Below are 18,491 nucleotides of genomic sequence, written 5' to 3'. Positions count from 1 at the left end.
CATTCCCACGCGGAGCATGGGAACGATCTTAGTTGCGAGCCAAAGCCAACAATTTCTCCCGCCAAGCCGCTTTAGCCGGCAGCGCCAGGAAAAACTCATTCAACAACGACTCCCGCGCCGGATAGCAGAACGGCTCACCGCTCAAATCCAGCACCTCTCCACCTGCGCCTTCCAGCACACCTTGCGCAGCCGCCGTGTCCCACTGCGAAGTCGGCGCCAACCGCGGATAACAATCCGCCGCCCCTTCCGCCAGCAGGCAAAATTTCAGCGAGCTGCCGATGTTCGCCAGTTGCAACTCACCCAGGCTGTCGCTCAACCCCGCGAGTAACCGTTCCTGCTCAGGGCTCGAATGCCGACGACTGGCGACCACCGTGAAAAGCTCACCCGCAGCCGGAACCTCGCGAACCTGAATCGGCAACGGCTCGGCGCCTTTATCACCACGCCAGGCACCCAACCCTGCACCGCCGACATAAAAGCGCCCGTTGGTCGGCATCGACACCACACCAAACACCACCCGCCCCTGCTCGATCAGCGCAATGTTGACGGTGAACTCTTCGCTGCCGGAAATAAACTCCTTGGTCCCGTCCAACGGATCGACCAGCCACCAGCGCTGCCACCCGGCGCGCACGCTCTGAGGGATATTGGCGTCCTCTTCGGACAGCACCGGAATGCTCGGATCCAGCGCTGTCAGCCCGGCCAGAATCACGTGATGAGCGGCCATGTCGGCGGCGGTGACCGGGGAATCATCGGACTTTGCAGTGACAGCAACGTTGACGCGCCAGAACGGCAGGATCGCCTCGCCAGCCTTCAAAGCCAGTTCAACGACTGGCGCCATCAACGGATGGGGAAAATTCAAGTTCACGGCAAAAACACCCCACGTTGAGTCAGTAAGTCACGGGCCAGATACAGCGCCGCCAAGGCACGGCCCTCGGTGAATCGTGGATTCTGCGCCAAAGACGACAATTCACGCAGGTTGATCTTTTCCACCCCCATCGGCTCGGGCTCGTCACCCTCCAGGCGTTCTTCGTACAGCTCAGTGGCCAGCACCACCTGGATCCTCTGGCTCATGTAGCCCGGTGACAATGACAACTCGGTCAAATGCTCAAGCTGTCGCGCGCCATACCCGGCCTCTTCCATGAGCTCCCGCTCGGCCGCCGCCAACACGTCTTCGCCCGGCTCGATCAAACCTTTGGGCAGGGACAATTCGTATGCATCGGTGCCGCCGCAGTATTCCTCCACCAACACCGCGTGCTCCGCGTCGAGCATCGCCACAATCATCACTGCGCCATGGCCGGTGCCTTTGCTGACCAGACGCTCGTAAGTACGCTCCACGCCATTGGAAAAGCGCAACTTCAGCTCTTCGACACAGAACAAACGGCTGGTGGCGACAATGTCGCGGGCGAGTACGGTGGGTTTCTGGCGCATAGATGGCTCCTTGGCGTAAGCGGGTTACTATACAGGCTGTTTGAAAGCTGCTGCGCTCGAGATTGCTGCGTCAAAAACAGGCTCGGACGGGTCATTTACAACTCGTAAACTCCCCGTCCTCGCCTGTTTTTTCCTTGCACTCCCTTCGCTCGCGACGCTTTCCACCCAGCCTGTACCCGGCCTATCCTGATTGTTTATCCCGGATATCTTTTTTACCGCTGGAGAAGTTTTATGTCCCTGCTGCCCTGGCGCGACATCGATACCGTTCTACTGGATATGGACGGCACGCTGCTGGACCTTCACTACGACAACCATTTCTGGATGGAGCACCTGCCCCAGCGTTATGCCGAGCTGCACGGGGTGAGCCGGGCCATGGCGGAGCTGGAATTGCAGCCACTGTTCGAACGCAATGCCGGCCAGTTGCAGTGGTACTGCCTGGATTTCTGGAGCGCCGAGCTGAAGCTGTCGGTGCGCGAACTGAAACTGGAAACCGCGCACTTGATCGCCCTGCGTCCGGATGCGGACACTTTTCTGGCGGCGATCAAACGGGCCGGCAAACGCGTGGTACTGATCACCAACGCCCACCGCGACTCGCTGTCATTGAAGCTGGAACGAATTGAACTGGCGCCGTATTTCGAGCGCTTGATCAGCTCTCACGATTACGGTTTCCCCAAGGAAAACCCACAGTTCTGGGATGCCTTGCAAGCCGACATCGGCTTCGATCCGGCGCGCAGTCTGTTTATCGACGATACGTTGCCGATTCTGCGCAGTGCGCGCAATTTTGGCGTGGCGCATCTGCTGGCCGTGAGCGAGCCAGATAGCCGAAAAGGGCCGAAGGACACGGCCGAGTTTGCGGCGGTGGGGGATTATCGGGAGTTGATTGCCGGGCTCTAACCTGTGGCGAGGGGGCTTACCCCCGATGGGTCGCGAAGCGGCCCCAAAATCCTTGCGACTGCTTCGCAGCCGAACGGGGGCAAGCCCCCTCGCCACAGATCTGCGGGTTACTCAGGAATCCGCAACGACTGCCCCGGATAGATCTTGTTCGGATCCTTGAGCATTGGCTTGTTGGCTTCGAAGATCTTTTGATACTTGTTGGCATCGCCATATACACGCTTGGAAATGGCGCTGAGAGTGTCGCCTTTCTCGACGGTGACAAATTTTGCCGCCGTTGCCACTGGCCCGGTCACGGTAATCTGATCATCCACCGAGCTGATACCGGCAACATTGCCCAGGACCAAAAGAATTTTTTCTTTTTCTTCCTGGGTGGCGGCTTCGCCGGTGGCGATAACTTTCTCGCCTTCAACCTTCACCTGGATTTTGGACGTATCGATTCCTGACAGCGCGTCTTTCACATGCTTGGTCAAGGCTTCGCTGTTGGCTTCGGCCTTGTCTGGTGTCAATGCATCAAGGATTTTTTCACCGGCATCTTTCAAAAAGCTGAAAAGGCTCATCGTGTTTTCTCCATAGGTTTAGGTTCCAGACGCCAAAGACTAGACCAGCCTTGCAAAGCCCGGTTCCCAGCCGACCAATGACCCAACCCCGCGCAGGCGGTAGAATCGCAAACCTTGCCCGCGCCCTGGAGCGAAGATGGACATCAAGCAGCTCAAATTCCTCATCGCCCTCGACGAAACCCGGCATTTTGGCCAGGCCGCCGCGCGTTGCCACATCACCCAACCGACCCTGTCCATGCGCCTGCGCAGCCTTGAAGAAGAGCTCGAGCTGCCGCTGGTCAACCGCGGCCAGCGCTTCGAAGGTTTCACCGCGCCGGGCGAGCGTGTGCTGGCGTGGGCGCGTACGGTGCTGGCGGCCTACGACGGTTTGCAGGCCGAAGCGGCAGCCTGTCGCGGCAACCTCGTGGGTACGTTGCGTCTGGGCGTGGTGCCGCTGTCGAGTTTCGACCCGGTACCGTTGATGCAGCGCCTGCACGCCGAGCACCCGAACCTGCGCTTCGAACTCTCAGCCCTGAGTTCCGAGCAGATCCTCGAGCAGCTGGCGAACAACCGTCTCGACCTCGGCGTGTCGTACCTGGAGCGTCTGGACGGTGAGCGTTTCGACTCCCTGGCTTTCAGCGAAACCCACATGGGCTTGCTCTACGATCAGCGTTTCTTCAGTTTCGGCGACGCGCCCTTGAGTTGGAAATCGTTGATTGAACTGCCGTTGGGCATGCTCACCAGCGGCATGCATTTTCGCCAGTCCATCGACCATAACTTCCACAGCCGTGGCTTGGCCCCCCAACCGTTGCTGCAAACCGATGCGGTCCACCAATTGTTACAAGCGGTACACGGCGGCCTGTGCTGCGCCGTGATGCCATTGGAAGGTGGTCTGGAAAACCTCACTGATCACTTGCGCCTGCAGCCTATAGAAAGTGCCCAGACTCTCGCCCGGCTGGGGCTGATCATGCGTCGTAGCGCTCCGCGTTCGGCGCTTGCAGAAGCCTGTTTCGCGATCTATCAGCAATCAGTGGCCGGCTCTTGATCGACGTCATCTATCAGGAGATCAGTAATAGCAATTAGACACGACCCGCTGACCCGCCTAGGCTTAAAACTGACCAACCCGTCGGTGATACCTGATGAACGCCAAGCGCCCTGCCCGCGCGGCGCCTGCTGTTGAAACGCCCGCGACCGTCGCAAGTCAGACATACAGTTACTGCAACCTTGAATACACCGAATCGGCCAGCACCGCGCTGGCCGAGGAAGTCGCGTTGGCGATTGCCTATAACGGCATCAGCCAGGCAGTCATGTTGGTCACACCAACGGATCTTGAAGACTTCATCGTCGGCTTCAGCCTCGGCAGCGGCATCATCGAAGACGCCTGCGATATCTACGACTTGCAACTCAGCGGCTCGGGTTCGGCGCAATACGCGCAAGTGACCATCGCCAATCGCGCCTTCTGGAACCTCAAGCAGCAGCGTCGGCAGCTGGCCGGCACCAGTGGTTGCGGGCTCTGTGGCGTGGAAGCGGTTGAGCAAGCGCTGCCCGACCTCAAAGTCTTGCCCGGCGCCCCACTGCCCCCGACCGAATGGCTGGACGGCCTGCGCCAGCGCATCGGCGAATTCCAGCCGCTGGGCCAACATTGCGGCGCGGTACATGCGGCGGTGTTCATGAACGGCAACGGCGAATTGTTGCTGGGCCGTGAAGACATCGGTCGACACAACGCCCTCGACAAGCTGATCGGTGGGTTGATCCGCCAGAAGATCCCGATCACTGGCGGCCTAGCGATTGTCACCAGCCGTTGCAGCCTCGAATTGATCCAGAAAGTTTTACGCGCCGGCATTCAGACCCTGGTCAGTTTATCGTCGCCCACGGGCCTTGCCGTGCAATGGGCCCGTCGACACAACCTCAACCTCATCCACCTGCCGCAGAAAAGTGCGCCGCGGGTCTACAGCCCCGCGACGGAGAATCAAGCGTGAGTCAACATCGTCAAGCCGACCAGAAACCCGTCCCCCGCTACAAGCCCTACAAAGGCCCAGCCGGTGGCTGGGGTGCGCTGATCAGCGTCGCCCAAGCCTGGTTGACCAGCGATAATGCGCTGAAAAACCTGCGCATAATGCTCAAGACCAACCAGAACGGCGGCTTCGACTGCCCCGGTTGCGCGTGGGGCGATTCTCCGGAAAAGGGCATGGTGATGTTCTGCGAGAACGGCGCTAAAGCGGTGAACTGGGAAGCGACCAAACGCCGTGTCGACGCTGCATTCTTTGCCAAACATAGCGTCACCTCGCTGCTGGAACAGAGCGACTACTGGCTTGAATATCAGGGCCGCCTGACCGAGCCGATGAGCTACAACGCCGAAACCGATCGCTACCAACCCATCAGCTGGGATGATGCCTTCACCCTGATCGCCAAACATCTGCGCGGCCTGTCGAGCCCGAATCAGGCCGAGTTCTACACCTCGGGCCGCGCCAGCAACGAAGCGGCGTTCCTCTATCAATTGTTCGTGCGCGCCTATGGCACCAACAATTTCCCCGATTGCTCAAACATGTGTCACGAAGCCAGTGGTGTTGCGTTGGCGCAGAGCGTTGGCGTCGGCAAAGGCACCGTGACCTTCGATGATTTCGAACACGCTGATGCGATTTTCGTCTGGGGCCAGAACCCCGGTACCAACCACCCGCGGATGCTCGAACCCCTGCGCGAAGCGGTGAAACGCGGCGCTCAGGTGGTGTGCATCAACCCGCTGAAAGAACGCGGTCTGGAACGTTTTCAGCATCCACAGCACCCACTGGAAATGCTCACCAACGGCGACAAGCCGACCAACACCGCGTACTTCCGCCCGGCACTGGGCGGCGACATGGCGATCATGCGCGGCATGGCCAAGTTCCTGCTGCAATGGGAGCGCGATGCGCAGAAGGCTGGTGAGCCTGCGGTGTTCGACCACGACTTCCTCAATGAACACAGCGTCAACGTTCTGGAATACCTCGGCATCGTCGACGACACCCCGTGGGAGCAGATCGTCGAACAGTCCGGCCTGACCCTGGTGGAAATCGAGCAAGCGGCGCGCATGTACGCCAAGGGCAAGAACGTGATCATGTGCTGGGCGATGGGCATCACCCAGCATCGTCATTCGGTGGCGACCATCCAGGAAATCGCCAACCTGATGCTGTTGCGCGGCAACATCGGCCGGCCGGGTGCCGGCCTGTGCCCGGTGCGCGGCCACAGCAATGTGCAGGGCGACCGGACAATGGGCATCAACGAACGTCCGCCGGTGGCGTTCCTCGACGCTCTGGAGCGGCGCTTCCAGTTCAAGGTTCCCCGTGAAAACGGCCACAACGTGGTCGAGGCAATTCACGCCATGGCTGACGGCCGCTCGAAAGTCTTCATCGGCCTGGGCGGCAATTTCGCCCAAGCCACCCCGGACAGCACGCGTACCTTCCAGGCTCTGGCCAACTGCGACCTGACCGTGCAGATCAGCACCAAGCTCAACCGTAGCCATTTGGCCCACGGTAAAGACGCGCTGATCCTGCCGTGCCTGGGCCGTACCGACATCGATATCCAGGCCGAAGGCGCCCAAGCGGTGACCGTGGAAGACTCGTTCAGCATGGTCCACGCCTCCAACGGTCAGCTGCAGCCACTGTCGAACCAGATGCGCTCGGAGCCTGCAATCATCGCCGGCATCGCCGCCGCAACCCTGGGCAGCAAACCGGTGGACTGGAACTGGCTGGTGGCCGATTACAACCGCATCCGCGACCTGATCGCCGACACCATCCCGGGCTTCCGGGACTTCAACGAGAAAATCCAGAACCCGGGTGGTTTCTACCTGGGTAACAGCGCCAGTGCACGTCGCTGGAATACCCCATCGGGTCGGGCCAACTTCCGTGCGAACAGGCTGCCCAAACATCTAGTGCATGAGCGCACCCGCGCCACCGGCGTGCTGCCAGACCTGATCATGCAGTCGATGCGCTCCCACGATCAGTACAACACCACGATTTATGGTCTTGATGACCGTTATCGCGGGGTGAAAGGTCAGCGCGATGTGCTGTTCGTCAATGAAGCCGACATCATTCGCCTCGGGTTCAAACCCGGGCAGAAGGCTGACATTGTTTCGATTTGGGATGATGGCCGTGAGCGTCGGGTGAAGGGTTTCACGCTGCTGGCGTTCGACATTCCTGCCGGGCAAGCGGCCGCTTACTATCCGGAAGTGAACCCGCTGGTGCCGCTGGAAAGCACTGGAGATGGCAGCCATACGCCGACATCGAAGTTTGTAGCGATTCGCTTGGAAGCGGCGAGTGAGACTGGGTTGATTTTGGCCAAGTCGGCTTAACGCGGCGTCTGAGCTGACGCCATCGCGAGCAGGCTCGCTCCCACAGACCTGCCAAACATTCGTCAGGCAGATGTTTGCTAGCATTGCGTCTGAATCAATCCAGATCAGACACGAGTGCTCAGCATGCAACTCCCGGACATGAACCTGTTGGTCGCCCTCGACGCCTTGCTCGATGAAGGCAGTGTGGTAGGCGCTGCACGGCGGATGAACCTCAGCCCGGCGGCGATGAGCCGGACGCTGACGCGGATTCGCGAGGCCATTGGCGATCCGATTCTGGTGCGCGCCGGTCGAGGCTTGGTGCCGACGCCCAAGGCACTGGAGTTGCGCGAGCAGGTGCGGGACCTGGTGGAGCAGGCCGCTTTGCTGTTCCGCTCCGCCGATGAGGTGGATCTGGGCAGTTTGCGCCGGCGGTTCAGCATTCGCGCCAATGATTTCTTTGTTGGCGTTTACGGCGGCAAGCTATTTGACACGATGGAACGCCAGGCCCCGCATTGCGAATTGCGCTTTGTCCCTGAGGGCGATGGCGACGACGAAGCGTTACGCGAAGGGCGCATCGATTTAAGCGTCAGCAACAATCGTCCGCTGATGCCGGAAGTGAAGGTTCAGAACCTGTTTTCCACGCACTTTGTCGGGCTGGTGCGTGAAGATCACCCGTTGTTCGACGAAGAAATCACCGCCGAACGTTACGCCGGATTTTCCCATATCAGCATGTCCCGTCGCGGGATCGCCCGCGGGCCGATCGATACGGCGCTTAACGCCTTGGGGCTGGAGCGGCGGGTGGCGGTGATTGCACCGAGTTTCCATGCAGCGATGTTCGCCTTGCCGGATTCCGATCTGATTCTGCCGGTGCCCAAGGAGGCGCTGCTGAGCGTGCGACGCCTGGGCTTGAAACTGCGCTCGTTCACCCTGCCGATTCCATTGCCAACCCTCATGCTGACCCAGGCCTGGCATCCGCGTTTCGACAAGGACCCGGCCCACCGCTGGATGCGTGAAACCCTCAAGACCTGTTGCGATGAGACGTGGTTGGCGGCACAACCAACCTAAAGTTGATCCCTCGCTCCCACAGGGTTTTGTATTGCTGCATGAAACACACTTATAAGCTGCCAATAAGTCAATTTTCGTAACCTTCCACGCTCCCTAAAATGCTTCGGTATCCCCCTTCCGGAGCTTGCAGTACATGACTTCCCTCACGGTCACGGCGCCTCTCGCTGCGGCCAAACCAACGGCCGCCGTCGCGCCACCGGTCTTCGGCCCGCGAATCATCATCGGCCTGGTGGGCGTGTTACTGGCGGTGCTGGTGTCGGGCCTGAACGAGATGGTGACCAAAGTCGCGCTGGCCGATATCCGCGGCGCGTTGGCCATTGGTTACGACGAAGGCACCTGGCTGGTCGCCAGTTACACCGCGACCTCGGTGGCCGCCATGGCGTTTGCCCCTTGGTGTTCGGTAACGTTTTCGTTGCGCCGCTTCACGCTGTACGCGATCAGTGCATTCACTCTGCTGGGTGTGTTGTGCCCGTTCGCTCCGAATTACGAAAGCCTGCTGGTCATGCGCACCTTGCAAGGCCTGGCAGGCGGCGCGTTGCCGCCGATGCTGATGACCGTTGCCCTGCGGTTCCTGCCGGCCAACGTGAAACTCTATGGCCTGGCCGGTTATGCCCTGACGGCAACCTTCGGCCCCGGTCTCGGTACACCGCTGGCCGGGTTGTGGACCGAGTACGTCGGCTGGCAATGGACCTTCTGGCAAATCGTCGTGCCGTGCCTGTTTGCCATGGCGGCGGTGGCCTACGGTTTGCCCCTGGATCCGCTGCGACTGGAACGCTTCAAGTCATTCAACTGGCGTGGCTTGCTGCTGGGGTTCCCGGCGATCTGCATGCTGGTGATCGGCATTCTGCAAGGCAATCGGCTGGACTGGTTCGAGTCGAGCCTGATCTGTGGACTGCTCGGCGGCGGGTTGCTGTTGCTGGTGTTGTTCCTGATCAATGAGTGGTCGCAACCGATTCCGTTCTTCAAGTTGCAGATGTTGGGTATCCGCAACCTGTCGTTCGCGCTGTTGACGCTGGCCGGCGTGCTCGTGGTGTTGCTCGCGGTGGTCATCATTCCCTCCAGTTACCTGGCTCAGGTCCAGGGTTATCGGCCGGTGCAGACCGCGCCGATCATGCTCCTGGCGGCGCTGCCTCAGTTGATCGCGCTGCCGTTGGTGGCGGCGCTGTGCAACCTGCGTTGGGTCGATTGCCGCTGGGTGCTGGGGATCGGCCTGAGCATGCTGACGCTGTCTTGCCTCGGTGGTTCGCAGCTGACGTCGGCGTGGATTCGCGACGATTTCTATGTCCTGCAATGGCTACAGATTTTCGGTCAGCCCATGGCCGTGCTGCCGCTGTTGATGCTCTCCACCGGCAGCATCACTCCGATGGAAGGGCCGTACGCCTCGGCCTGGTTCAATACCGTGAAAGGCCTGGCGGCGGTGATTGCCACCGGGGTGATCGAGGCACTGACCACTGCACGGCTGCATTTCCACTCGACCATGCTGGTGGACAACCTCGGTAACTCACCCCTGATCGACAGCGACAACGCAGGCCTGGCTCACCGACTGCATCAACAGGCCTTAGTGCTGACCTCCTCCGATCTTTATCTGAGCATGGCCGGCGTCGCCGTGGCGCTGATCCTGATGATTTTCTGGCTGCCGACGCGGATCTATCCACCGCGCGCGCCGACTTGAATGCTTCACTGAAACAGAAGGTTTTTTATGACGACTCAATCAAAGCAAAAAGTCGCTGTCGGCATTGCCGCAGTGATGGCGCTCGGCGTGTTGATTTACCTGCTGGTGCCGGGCTTGTTCGGCAAGCGTACACAGCAGAGCACCAACGATGCTTTCGTCTCGGCGGACTTCACCCGGGTGGCGCCGCGCGTGGCGGGGTTCATCAAGGACGTGCTGGTGGAAGACAACCAGCTGGTCAAGGCCGGACAGCTACTGGCGTTGATCGACGACCGCGATCTACGCGCTGCCGCTGAAGCCGCCGACGCTGAAACCCTGGTGGCCAGGGCGCAGTTGCAAAACGCTCGAGCCACCCTGGAGCGCCAGACATCGGTGATCGCTCAAGCCCAGGCTACGGTGGTTTCAGCAAAGGCTGAAATGGCCTTCGCCGAGCATGAACTGAACCGCTACAACCATCTCGCCGGGGTCGGCGCCGGCACGGTGCAAAATGCTCAGCAAGCACGCACACGCATCGATCAGGCCTCCGCCCGTTTGGCCAATGCCACGGCGGTGCTCGCGGCGGAACGCAAGCAGGTGGAGATCCTGACCGCCCAGCGTGATGCGGCCGAAGGGGGGCTGAAGCGAGCGCAAGCGGCCCTGGAAATGGCCAGTTATGAGCTGTCCTATACGCGCATCGTTGCGCCTCAGGACGGCATGGTCGGCGAACGCGCGGTGCGGGTCGGCGCCTATGTCACACCGGGCAGCAAGATTCTGGCCGTGGTGCCGTTGGAGCGGGCTTATGTGGTCGCCAATTTTCAGGAAACCCAACTGACTGACGTACAGCCCGGGCAGAGCGTGCAAGTGCATGTCGACAGCCTCGGCGGCGAAGCCCTGCGCGGCCGCGTGGAGAGCATCGCACCGGCCACCGGCGTGACCTTTGCCTCGGTCAAACCGGACAACGCCACCGGCAACTTCACCAAGGTTGTGCAACGGATTGCGGTGAAAATCCTCCTCGATCCGGGCCAGCCATTGGCCGAACGGTTGCGGGTGGGGATGTCGGTGGAGGCGAGGATTGATACTGCAAGCGCCAGCGAGCATGAGGTTGCGCAACGATGAACTTTGTTAATCGCACATCCCTGTGGCGAGGGGGCTTGCCCCCGTTGGGCCGCGCAGCGGACCTAAAATTTGCGAGCGCTGCGCACTCGAACGGGGGCAAGCCCCCTCGCCACGGGGTCAGTATTCATTCAGTGGTTTTTGTGTTGAGTCTGTTTTCTTTGAGTGCCTGCACCGTCGGCCCGGACTTCCAAAAGCCTCAGCCGCAACAAGTGGCCGAATGGTCCAAACCAACTAAAGCCGCCGCCAGTCAAATCATTCCCAGCGAAATGGACGAACGCTGGTGGGAGGTATTCCACGACCCGAAACTCTCAGCCCTGACCCAACGCGCCCTGACCGACAACCTCGACCTGAAACTCGCCAGCAGCCGCTTGCAGCAAAGCCGAGCCGCGCATCAGGTGATCACCGCCGACCGCTATCCCAATACCGCCGCCACCGGCAGCTACGGGCGCAAACGCAACAGCGGTGAAGGCCTGAACGATCCGTCGGGCAACAATGGCGACTCGGCGTTCAACCTGTGGGACGCCGGCTTTTCCGCCTCCTGGGAACTGGATTTCTGGGGCCGTGTGCGCCGCGAAACCGAAGCCGCCGATGCCACGCTGGAAGTGGCGGAAAACGATCGTCGCGGCGTGCTGCTGTCGGTACTTGCCGAAACCGCCCAGGACTACATTCAACTGCGCGGTGTGCAAAGCACGCGGGCCGTCACCGAGCAGAACCTCGACGTCGCCCGGCACAGTTTGAAACTCTCGCAACTGCGCCTGGCCGACGGTGTTGCCACAGATCTGGACGTCGCCGAAGCCGCTGCGCAAGTCGCGGCCATCGAATCACGTTTGCCGGCGCTGGAGCAGCGTCAGTCGCAACTGATCAACGCCTTGAGCCTGTTGATGGGCGAACCGCCGCAAGCGCTGTCCGCCGAGTTATCCACAGATGCCCCGGTGCCGCAAACCCCGCGTCAGGTCGCCATCGGCTTGCCGTCGCAATTGGCCGAGCGCCGCCCAGACATACGTCAGGCCGAAGCCCGCCTGCATGCCGCGACCGCCAGCATCGGCGTGGCCAAGGGCGACTTTTATCCGCGGATCACCTTGTCGGGCAACATCGGTTCGCAAGCCCTGCAACTAAGCGATTTCGGCTCTTGGGGCTCGCGTTCGTTCGGCATCAGCCCGCAGTTCAGCCTGCCGCTGTTCGACGGCGGTCGCCTGCGCGGGATGTTGCACCTGCGCGAAGCCCAGCAACAGGAAGCGGCGCTGGCCTATCAGCAAACCGTGCTGCGGGCCTGGCATGAAATCGACGATCAACTCACCGCCTACAACGCCAGCCAACTGCGCCGCGACAGCCTCGCCGAAGCCGTGCGCCAGAACCAGATAGCCTTGCGCACCGCGCAACAGCAATACGTCGAAGGAGTAGTGGATTTCGTCAACGTCCTCACCGTGCAAGGCGAATTGCTGGCGACCCAGCAGCAGTGGGTCGAGAGCTCGACCGGGGTGTCGTTGGCAATGGTTGGTTTGTACAAGGCGTTGGGTGGGGGATGGGAGTCGGTGTATCCGTTGACGGAGACGGCGCAGCGCTGATCAGCGCGCAGAAAAACGAAAAAACCGGCCGGAGCCGGTTTCTTCACCCTGACTGCCAGCGAATTTAATCGCTGCGTACAAGGTTTAGTTCGGCGAGATTAAGGTGTCAGGTCTACGTCTGCAATCTGTGGCTGTCCGGCTATGGTGTAGGAACCTTCTGGATGATTTGTAAGGCAATTAATACTGAACAGTGAGCACGCTCTTTCAACCAATGATGCCCATCCGCTTGACGCTCACTCCCGCTGTCTTAGACTCCGCTCATCCGTCAGGGAGTTACGGTTATGCGGCGTTTTCGTGTTTGGGTTGCAGGATTAACCTTTGTAACGTGCGTAGTACAGGCACAAACGCCTGCGCCAGACGATCCGCTGCTGGAAAATAGCGCGGTCGACGGTAATGCATCAGCCAGCAGTGAAGCCCGTGGTGTGCTGCGAGCCCGGGATCAGGCGGTGCTGGCCAGCGAGTTGTCGGGGCGGATTGTCGAGTTGCCGTTCAGTGAGGGCGAGTCGTTCAAAAAGGGCGACACCCTGGCGCGGTTTGACTGTTCGGCTTATCAGGCTCAGCTCAATGCGGCTCAGGCCGCCAGCCGTGGCGCCGGTGAAGAGTTGGCCCACAACAAACAACTGGCGGCGTTGAATTCAGTCGGGCGCTTTGAAGTGGCGCGGGCCGAGGCCAAGGTCAGCGAGATTCAGGCGCAGTCGCAGGTCTATCAGGTTCAGGTCAAACGCTGCAGCGTGGTTGCGCCGTTTGATGGCCAGGTCGTCGAACGTAAGGTCAAGCGCTACGAAAGCGTTGCCGCCGGTACGCCGTTGCTGGACGTGGTCGATAACCGCACCCTGGAAATTCACCTGTTGGTGCCATCGCGCTGGATGGGCAAGCTCAAGCCCGGCCAGACCTTCAGTTTTGTCCCCGATGAAACCGGTCAGCCGCTGGATGCCACGGTCAAACGCCTCGGTGCGCGAATTGATGAAGGCAGCCAGACTTTGCTGCTGGTGGCGACGCTGCCCAACGCCAGTGGTCTGTTGGCCGGCATGAGCGGAACGGCGCATTTCGCGGAGCTCAAATGAACGCCCCGGTGACCGGCGGCGCCGAGCAGGTGTTCGCCAGGTTTCTCGACCTCGAACGCCAGACCCGCGCCGCGCGCACGCCTTCGCAACTGGCTTACAGCCTGGTCAATGACGGTCAGGCGCTGTTCGGTTTCCGCCATGCCGCGCTGTTGATCGCCGGCAAGGTGCAGGCGGTTACCGGTGTCAGTGCCGTGGAACCGAATGCGCCGTTCGTGGCGTTTGTCGAGCAAGCGGTCGCACAGCTGTTCAAGCTTGAGGTGCTGAAACAGGCGCGGGTGATTGCGCCTGATCTCCTTAGCGAATCGATTCTGGCCGACTGGCAAAGTCTGTCAGCCGCTCAGGTGTTTTGGCTGCCGCTGATCGATCATCAGGGCGAGGTGTTCGGCGGTCTGTGGCTGGCGCGGGATGTGCCGTGGAACCCTTCCGAACAAGTACTGCTGTCGCAACTGGGCGACACCTACAGCCATGCCTGGCTCGCGCAGCAACCGCGCAAGCCCTGGCGATTGCGCTGGACGCGCAAGCGTCAGGTGGCGCTGGTTGCCGTGTTGTTGCTCGGGTTGCTGATCCCGGTGCGCCAATCGGTGCTGGCTCCCGCCGAAGTCGTCCCGTTGGGCGGTCGGGTGGTCGCCGCGCCGCTGGACGGGGTGATCGCCGAGTTTCTGGTCAAACCCAATCAGGCGGTGAAAACCGGCGACCTGCTGCTGCGCTTCGAAAGCACCACGCTCAAGGCTCAGGCCGATGTGGCCGAGCGCGCCCTGGGCGTTGCCGAAGCGGAACTCAAGGCCAATTCCCAACGTTCCTTCGCCGATGCCGAATCCAGTTCGAAAATCGATCTGCTGGCGGCGCGAGTGGAGCAGAAGCGCGCCGAACGGGATTACGCCCGGGAGCTGCTCAAACGCAGCGAAGTACGTGCCGAGCGGGACGGCATCGCGGTGTTCGCCGACGCCGAGCGCTGGACCGGCAAACCGGTGCAAACCGGCGAGCGGCTGATGGAAATCGCCGACCCGAACCAGGCCGAATTGCGCATCGAGTTGGCCGTGGGCGATGCGATTGCCCTGGAACCGGGCGCACAAGTCGCGCTGTTTCTCGACAGCGATCCGCTGCAGCGGCACTTGGCCAAACTCGAACGTTCGGCCTACGAGGCGCAGCCCACCGCCGCCGGGCAACTGGCTTATCGACTGGATGCGACGTTCGACGCCGCGCCGCCGCGCATCGGTTTGCGCGGCACTGCGAAAGTCTTCGGCGACCGTGCGCCGCTGGCGTTGTACCTGTTGCGCCGACCGCTGGCCGGGTTGCGTCAGAGCGTGGGCCTGTAGATGAGCCTGCCGAGCCTGCGGGCAGACCTGCAATTGTCGGCGGCGGCCCCGGCCCTCGACGGGTCGCCGCGCTGGACCCTGGCCGACCCGGTGCGCGGGCGCTATTTCAAACTCGGTGCGGCGGCGATGCGCCTGCTGCGCCATTGGTCGTTGGGCGACCCCGAGCAAGTGCTGCGTGCTGCCAATCGCGAACCGGGGCTGCCGCTGGATGGCGCGGCGCTTGAGCAATTGCTGGAGTTTTTGCGCGGCCACGACCTGATCAGCGCTCTCGACCCGTCGCAGCGCGCCAGTTATAGCCTGAAGGCCGCGGCTCAGCGCCAGAGCCTGTGGCAAATCCTGCTGCATCAATACCTGTTTTTCCGGATTCCGCTGTGGCGCCCGGACGCCTTTCTCAATCGAGCCTGGCCGTGGCTGGAGCGTTTCGGCCCGCGTGCATTGCGCTACGGACTGCCCGCGACGCTGGGGCTCGGGGTGTTTCTGGTGTCACGGGACTGGCAGCGGTTTATCGCCACCTTTCCGCACCTGTTCAGCCTCGGCGGTGCGCTGGCGTTCGCTGTAGCGCTGTTTTTCGCCAAGCTGTGCCACGAGTTCGGCCACGCCTTCATGGCCAAGCGCGCCGGTTGTCGGGTGCAGAGCATGGGCGTGGCATTCATGGTGCTGCTACCGATGTTTTACACGGATGTCAGCGACGCCTGGCGGGTCAATGATCGACGTGCGCGGTTGCTGATCGGTGCCGGCGGAGTGCTGGCGGAACTGGTGTTGGCGTGTATCGCGCTGCTCGCCTGGTCACTGTTGCCTGACGGCCCTGGGCGTACCGCGGCGTTCATGCTCGCCAGTGCGACCTGGATCACCACACTGGTGATCAACCTCAACCCGTTCATGCGTTTCGATGGCTACTTCTTGCTCAGTGATTTCTGGGAAGTGGACAACCTTCAAGGGCGGGCCTTTGCCTTGTGCCGCTGGCGGCTGCGCGAGTTTTTGTTCGGCTACGCAGCCCCGGCACCGGAGCCGTGGTCGCCGAAGATGCAGCGGCGTTTGCTGATCTGGGGGTATGGCGCGTGGCTGTGGCGCGCGGTGCTGTTTTTCGGGATTGCGCTGGCGGTCTATCACCTGTTCTTCAAGGTGTTGGGGATTTTCCTGATGCTGGTGGAACTGGTGTGGTTCATCTTCCTGCCGATCCTGAGCGAATGGCGGCAATGGTGGAGCCGTCGTGAACAGGCGCATGCGCCTCGGGTACTGCTCAGCGGTCTGGCGTTGCTTGGGCTGTTGTTGCTGCTGGCGTTGCCATGGCGCAGCGCGGTGGAGTTGCCGACGATGCTTGAGGCCGGACGCGCCAGCGCCCTGCACGCGCCGGTGGCGGCGCGGGTCAAAACGGTGAATGTGCACGACGGCCAGATCGTCGCTCAAGGTGAGGTGCTGATCGAGCTGGAATCCCCGGATCTGGACTCACGCCAAGCCATCGTCCGTCGCGAAATCCAGATTCAGCAATTACAGATGCGTCGTCAGGCCGGCCGTAGCGAAACCGCCGCCGACGCCGGAATCGTCGAACAGCGCCTGGCCGAAGCCGTGGCCGAATATCGCGGCCTGGCCGCTCAGCGTGAACGTCTGCTGCTGCGCGCGCCCCACGGTGGCAAGGTGCGCGATCTGTTGCCACAGTTAACGGTCGGCCGCTGGCTTTCGACCAAAGATCCTTTGGCCCGGGTGGTCGAGGACGGCGCGCGGTTGCGCGGGTATCTGGCCGAAGCCGAACTCTGGCGTGTCGCCCCGGGAGCCAGCGGACGGTTCATCGCCGACGATCCGATGCACCCAGCGATCGTCGTGCAATTGAGCGAAATTGACACCAACGGCGTGGCTTATGTCGATCAGGAAGCGCTGACTTCCGATCACCACGGGCCGATCGCCGTACGCCGCGACCAGCATCAGCGCGCCGAGCCGGTGCAGGCGCAGTACGGCGCGCGGTTGAGCATCCTCGAAAATACCACGACGCCGGTGCAGCCGTTGCGCGGCATTGTGGTGTTGCAGGGCAGTGGCGAGTCGTTATTGGGCGTTGCCTGGCGACGCATGGCGGCTCTGGGAGTCAGGGAAAGCGGTTTCTAAGGGAGGACAGCGATGGCGAACAGCAACTCAGTGGCAGCGGACGGCCTGGTGGTCAGGCCTTCGCGACCCAGCGACGGACCGTTTCTGCACAGCCTTTACCAAGCGGCGCGGCCGGATCTGCAATGGATCGACGGTGAGCAGGAGGTGGTTGAGCAGGTGGTTGCCCAGCAATTCAGGGTGCAGGAACAAGGGCTGGGGGAGAACTTCCCCAACGCCATGCATTATGTGATAGAGAAACTCGACACGGCCATCGGTGCGTTGACCACCGACTTTGGCCCCAATGAAATTCGCGTGCTGTACCTGGCGTTTATCCCCCAGGCCCGCGGCAAGGGTTACGGTCGGACAGTGCTGCAAGGCGTGCAGAAAGCCGCGCAGCAAATTCGCTGCCCGGTGGCGACGGTGGTCTGGGCCAATAACCTCCATGCTCGCCAGCATTACCTGGCGCTGGGGTTTCAGGTTGAAGAACGCAACCCGGCGGCGGAGCGGTTGGTGTGGTACCCACAGGGTTGAGCCCGGGGCAAGGCCCCCTCGCCACAGGCTCGCTCCCACAAAAGCTCGATACCGAATTCGAAGAGAACCACCATGAGTAACCTGACAATCGTCCCTCTCAGCTGCGCCCTCGGCGCGCAAATCAGCGGTATCGATATCAGCCAGCCGCTGAACGTTGAGCAACGCGATGCCATCGAGCAGGCGCTGCTCAAGCATCAAGTGCTGTTCTTCCGCGACCAGCCGATCGAGCCGCAGCAGCAAGCGCGATTCGCCGCCTATTTTGGCGACCTGCACATTCATCCGATCTACCCGAACGTGCCGGAGCAGCCGCAAGTGCTGATCCTCGACACCGCCGTCACCGACGTGCGGGACAACGCGATCTGGCACACCGACGTGACCTTCCTGCCGACCCCGGCCATGGGTGCAGTGCTCAGCGCCAAACTGCTGCCCGAATTTGGCGGCGACACGCTGTGGGCCAGTGGTATTGCGGCGTATGAAGCACTGTCCGCACCGATGAAAACCCTGCTAGGAGGGCTGACCGCAACTCACGATTTCACCCGTTCGTTCCCCCTGGAGCGCTATGGCAATACACCGGACGCGTTGGCCCAGTGGGAAGAAGCCCGGCGCAAGAACCCGCCGCTATCGCACCCGGTGATTCGCACGCACCCGGTGAGCGGGCGCCGGTCGCTATTCGTCAATGAAGGGTTCACGTCGAAGATCAATGAGCTGTCGGAAACGGAAAGCGAGGTGATTCTGAAATTCTTGTTCGCCCACACCACACGGCCGGAATTCACCATCCGCTGGCGCTGGCAGAAAGACGACATCGCGTTCTGGGACAATCGTGTGACCCAACATCACGCGGTGGATGATTACCGCCCGGCACGGCGGGTGATGCAGCGGGCGACTGTGTTGGGGGATGTGCCTTTTTTCCGGTGAACCGATCGTTCCCCCGCTCCGCGTGGGAATGCCTCAA

At 61.5% G+C, this 18,491-nt stretch carries 16 protein-coding genes; 13 read left to right on the top strand and 3 right to left on the bottom strand.

The window, feature by feature from the left end:
• Window positions 1–28: 28 nt before the first annotated feature.
• On the bottom strand, window positions 29–862 hold the full coding sequence (cysQ, locus tag ACQKPC_RS09460; RefSeq protein WP_427624237.1) for a 3'(2'),5'-bisphosphate nucleotidase CysQ: 834 nt from the start codon (window positions 860–862) through the stop codon (window positions 29–31).
• Window positions 859–1,425, bottom strand: coding sequence for an ADP compounds hydrolase NudE (nudE, locus tag ACQKPC_RS09455; RefSeq protein ID WP_123498360.1), 567 nt, complete (start codon window positions 1,423–1,425; stop codon window positions 859–861). The genes cysQ and nudE overlap by 4 nt, the downstream gene beginning before the upstream one ends.
• A gap of 231 nt (window positions 1,426–1,656) precedes the next feature.
• On the opposite strand from nudE, the gene yrfG reads away from it, so the two are divergent.
• Window positions 1,657–2,319: a GMP/IMP nucleotidase gene (yrfG, locus tag ACQKPC_RS09450; RefSeq protein WP_427624236.1), complete on the top strand. Its 663-nt coding sequence runs from the start codon at window positions 1,657–1,659 to the stop codon at window positions 2,317–2,319.
• Window positions 2,320–2,426: 107 nt separating this feature from the next.
• Here yrfG and lysM read toward each other — a convergent pair whose 3' ends face one another.
• The gene (gene lysM / locus ACQKPC_RS09445; protein ID WP_427624234.1) at window positions 2,427–2,876 is read right to left on the bottom strand and encodes a peptidoglycan-binding protein LysM; all 450 of its coding nucleotides are present in this window, start codon (window positions 2,874–2,876) and stop codon (window positions 2,427–2,429) included.
• A 136-nt stretch (window positions 2,877–3,012) separates the two neighbouring features.
• Between lysM and ACQKPC_RS09440 the strand changes: the two genes are divergently transcribed.
• The 12 genes from ACQKPC_RS09440 to tauD all read left to right on the top strand — a co-directional run bounded on the left by ACQKPC_RS09440 (window position 3,013) and on the right by tauD (window position 18,454).
• Window positions 3,013–3,900: a LysR family transcriptional regulator gene (locus ACQKPC_RS09440; protein ID WP_401171961.1), complete on the top strand. Its 888-nt coding sequence runs from the start codon at window positions 3,013–3,015 to the stop codon at window positions 3,898–3,900.
• A gap of 94 nt (window positions 3,901–3,994) precedes the next feature.
• Window positions 3,995–4,834 (top strand): formate dehydrogenase accessory sulfurtransferase FdhD, encoded by an 840-nt coding sequence (fdhD, locus tag ACQKPC_RS09435; RefSeq protein ID WP_123498352.1) that lies wholly within the window; start codon window positions 3,995–3,997, stop codon window positions 4,832–4,834.
• Entirely contained in the window at window positions 4,831–7,179 is a 2,349-nt protein-coding gene (locus ACQKPC_RS09430) for an FdhF/YdeP family oxidoreductase (RefSeq protein ID WP_427624232.1), read from the top strand. Before fdhD ends, ACQKPC_RS09430 begins: the two co-directional genes overlap by 4 nt.
• Window positions 7,180–7,302: 123 nt before the next feature.
• A complete protein-coding gene (locus ACQKPC_RS09425) occupies window positions 7,303–8,223 on the top strand; it encodes a LysR family transcriptional regulator (protein ID WP_008014076.1) in 921 nt (306 codons plus the stop codon).
• A 133-nt stretch (window positions 8,224–8,356) separates the two neighbouring features.
• Complete coding sequence (locus tag ACQKPC_RS09420; RefSeq protein ID WP_427624231.1) at window positions 8,357–9,895, top strand: MFS transporter; 1,539 nt, start codon at window positions 8,357–8,359, stop codon at window positions 9,893–9,895.
• A 27-nt stretch (window positions 9,896–9,922) separates the two neighbouring features.
• The gene (locus tag ACQKPC_RS09415; protein ID WP_427624230.1) at window positions 9,923–10,987 is read left to right on the top strand and encodes an HlyD family secretion protein; all 1,065 of its coding nucleotides are present in this window, start codon (window positions 9,923–9,925) and stop codon (window positions 10,985–10,987) included.
• Complete coding sequence (locus ACQKPC_RS09410; RefSeq protein ID WP_427624229.1) at window positions 10,984–12,552, top strand: efflux transporter outer membrane subunit; 1,569 nt, start codon at window positions 10,984–10,986, stop codon at window positions 12,550–12,552. The genes ACQKPC_RS09415 and ACQKPC_RS09410 overlap by 4 nt, the downstream gene beginning before the upstream one ends.
• Before the next feature lie 281 nt (window positions 12,553–12,833).
• The gene (locus ACQKPC_RS09405; RefSeq protein WP_427624228.1) at window positions 12,834–13,616 is read left to right on the top strand and encodes an efflux RND transporter periplasmic adaptor subunit; all 783 of its coding nucleotides are present in this window, start codon (window positions 12,834–12,836) and stop codon (window positions 13,614–13,616) included.
• Window positions 13,613–14,932, top strand: a complete 1,320-nt coding sequence (locus tag ACQKPC_RS09400) for an efflux RND transporter periplasmic adaptor subunit (protein WP_007906386.1) — start codon at window positions 13,613–13,615, stop codon at window positions 14,930–14,932. The genes ACQKPC_RS09405 and ACQKPC_RS09400 overlap by 4 nt, the downstream gene beginning before the upstream one ends.
• On the top strand, window positions 14,933–17,029 hold the full coding sequence (locus tag ACQKPC_RS09395; protein ID WP_427624226.1) for a biotin/lipoyl-binding protein: 2,097 nt from the start codon (window positions 14,933–14,935) through the stop codon (window positions 17,027–17,029).
• A 12-nt stretch (window positions 17,030–17,041) separates the two neighbouring features.
• On the top strand, window positions 17,042–17,539 hold the full coding sequence (locus ACQKPC_RS09390; RefSeq protein WP_427624225.1) for a GNAT family N-acetyltransferase: 498 nt from the start codon (window positions 17,042–17,044) through the stop codon (window positions 17,537–17,539).
• A 72-nt stretch (window positions 17,540–17,611) separates the two neighbouring features.
• The gene (gene tauD / locus ACQKPC_RS09385) at window positions 17,612–18,454 is read left to right on the top strand and encodes a taurine dioxygenase (protein WP_427624223.1); all 843 of its coding nucleotides are present in this window, start codon (window positions 17,612–17,614) and stop codon (window positions 18,452–18,454) included.
• The last annotated feature ends 37 nt before the right edge of the window (window positions 18,455–18,491 follow it).

It is taken from the genome of Pseudomonas sp. NPDC089918 (assembly GCF_050280605.1).
GTDB lineage: Bacteria > Pseudomonadota > Gammaproteobacteria > Pseudomonadales > Pseudomonadaceae > Aquipseudomonas.
Note: the sequence above shows the minus strand (reverse complement) of the source record. Positions and strands in the feature narration are given on the sequence as shown.

Bases quoted from the DNA above. Each gene is read 5' to 3' on its own strand.
- tauD (WP_427624223.1), top strand. From the start codon at position 17,612: ATGAGTAACCTGACAATCGTCCCTCTCAGCTGCGCCCTCGGCGCGCAA.
- ACQKPC_RS09410 (WP_427624229.1), top strand. From the start codon at position 10,984: ATGAACTTTGTTAATCGCACATCCCTGTGGCGAGGGGGCTTGCCCCCG.
- ACQKPC_RS09415 (WP_427624230.1), top strand. From the start codon at position 9,923: ATGACGACTCAATCAAAGCAAAAAGTCGCTGTCGGCATTGCCGCAGTG.
- ACQKPC_RS09400 (WP_007906386.1), top strand. From the start codon at position 13,613: ATGAACGCCCCGGTGACCGGCGGCGCCGAGCAGGTGTTCGCCAGGTTT.
- nudE (WP_123498360.1), bottom strand. From the start codon at position 1,425: ATGCGCCAGAAACCCACCGTACTCGCCCGCGACATTGTCGCCACCAGC.
- yrfG (WP_427624236.1), top strand. From the start codon at position 1,657: ATGTCCCTGCTGCCCTGGCGCGACATCGATACCGTTCTACTGGATATG.
- ACQKPC_RS09405 (WP_427624228.1), top strand. From the start codon at position 12,834: ATGCGGCGTTTTCGTGTTTGGGTTGCAGGATTAACCTTTGTAACGTGC.
- ACQKPC_RS09395 (WP_427624226.1), top strand. From the start codon at position 14,933: ATGAGCCTGCCGAGCCTGCGGGCAGACCTGCAATTGTCGGCGGCGGCC.
- ACQKPC_RS09390 (WP_427624225.1), top strand. From the start codon at position 17,042: ATGGCGAACAGCAACTCAGTGGCAGCGGACGGCCTGGTGGTCAGGCCT.
- ACQKPC_RS09440 (WP_401171961.1), top strand. From the start codon at position 3,013: ATGGACATCAAGCAGCTCAAATTCCTCATCGCCCTCGACGAAACCCGG.
- fdhD (WP_123498352.1), top strand. From the start codon at position 3,995: ATGAACGCCAAGCGCCCTGCCCGCGCGGCGCCTGCTGTTGAAACGCCC.
- ACQKPC_RS09420 (WP_427624231.1), top strand. From the start codon at position 8,357: ATGACTTCCCTCACGGTCACGGCGCCTCTCGCTGCGGCCAAACCAACG.
- lysM (WP_427624234.1), bottom strand. From the start codon at position 2,876: ATGAGCCTTTTCAGCTTTTTGAAAGATGCCGGTGAAAAAATCCTTGAT.
- ACQKPC_RS09425 (WP_008014076.1), top strand. From the start codon at position 7,303: ATGCAACTCCCGGACATGAACCTGTTGGTCGCCCTCGACGCCTTGCTC.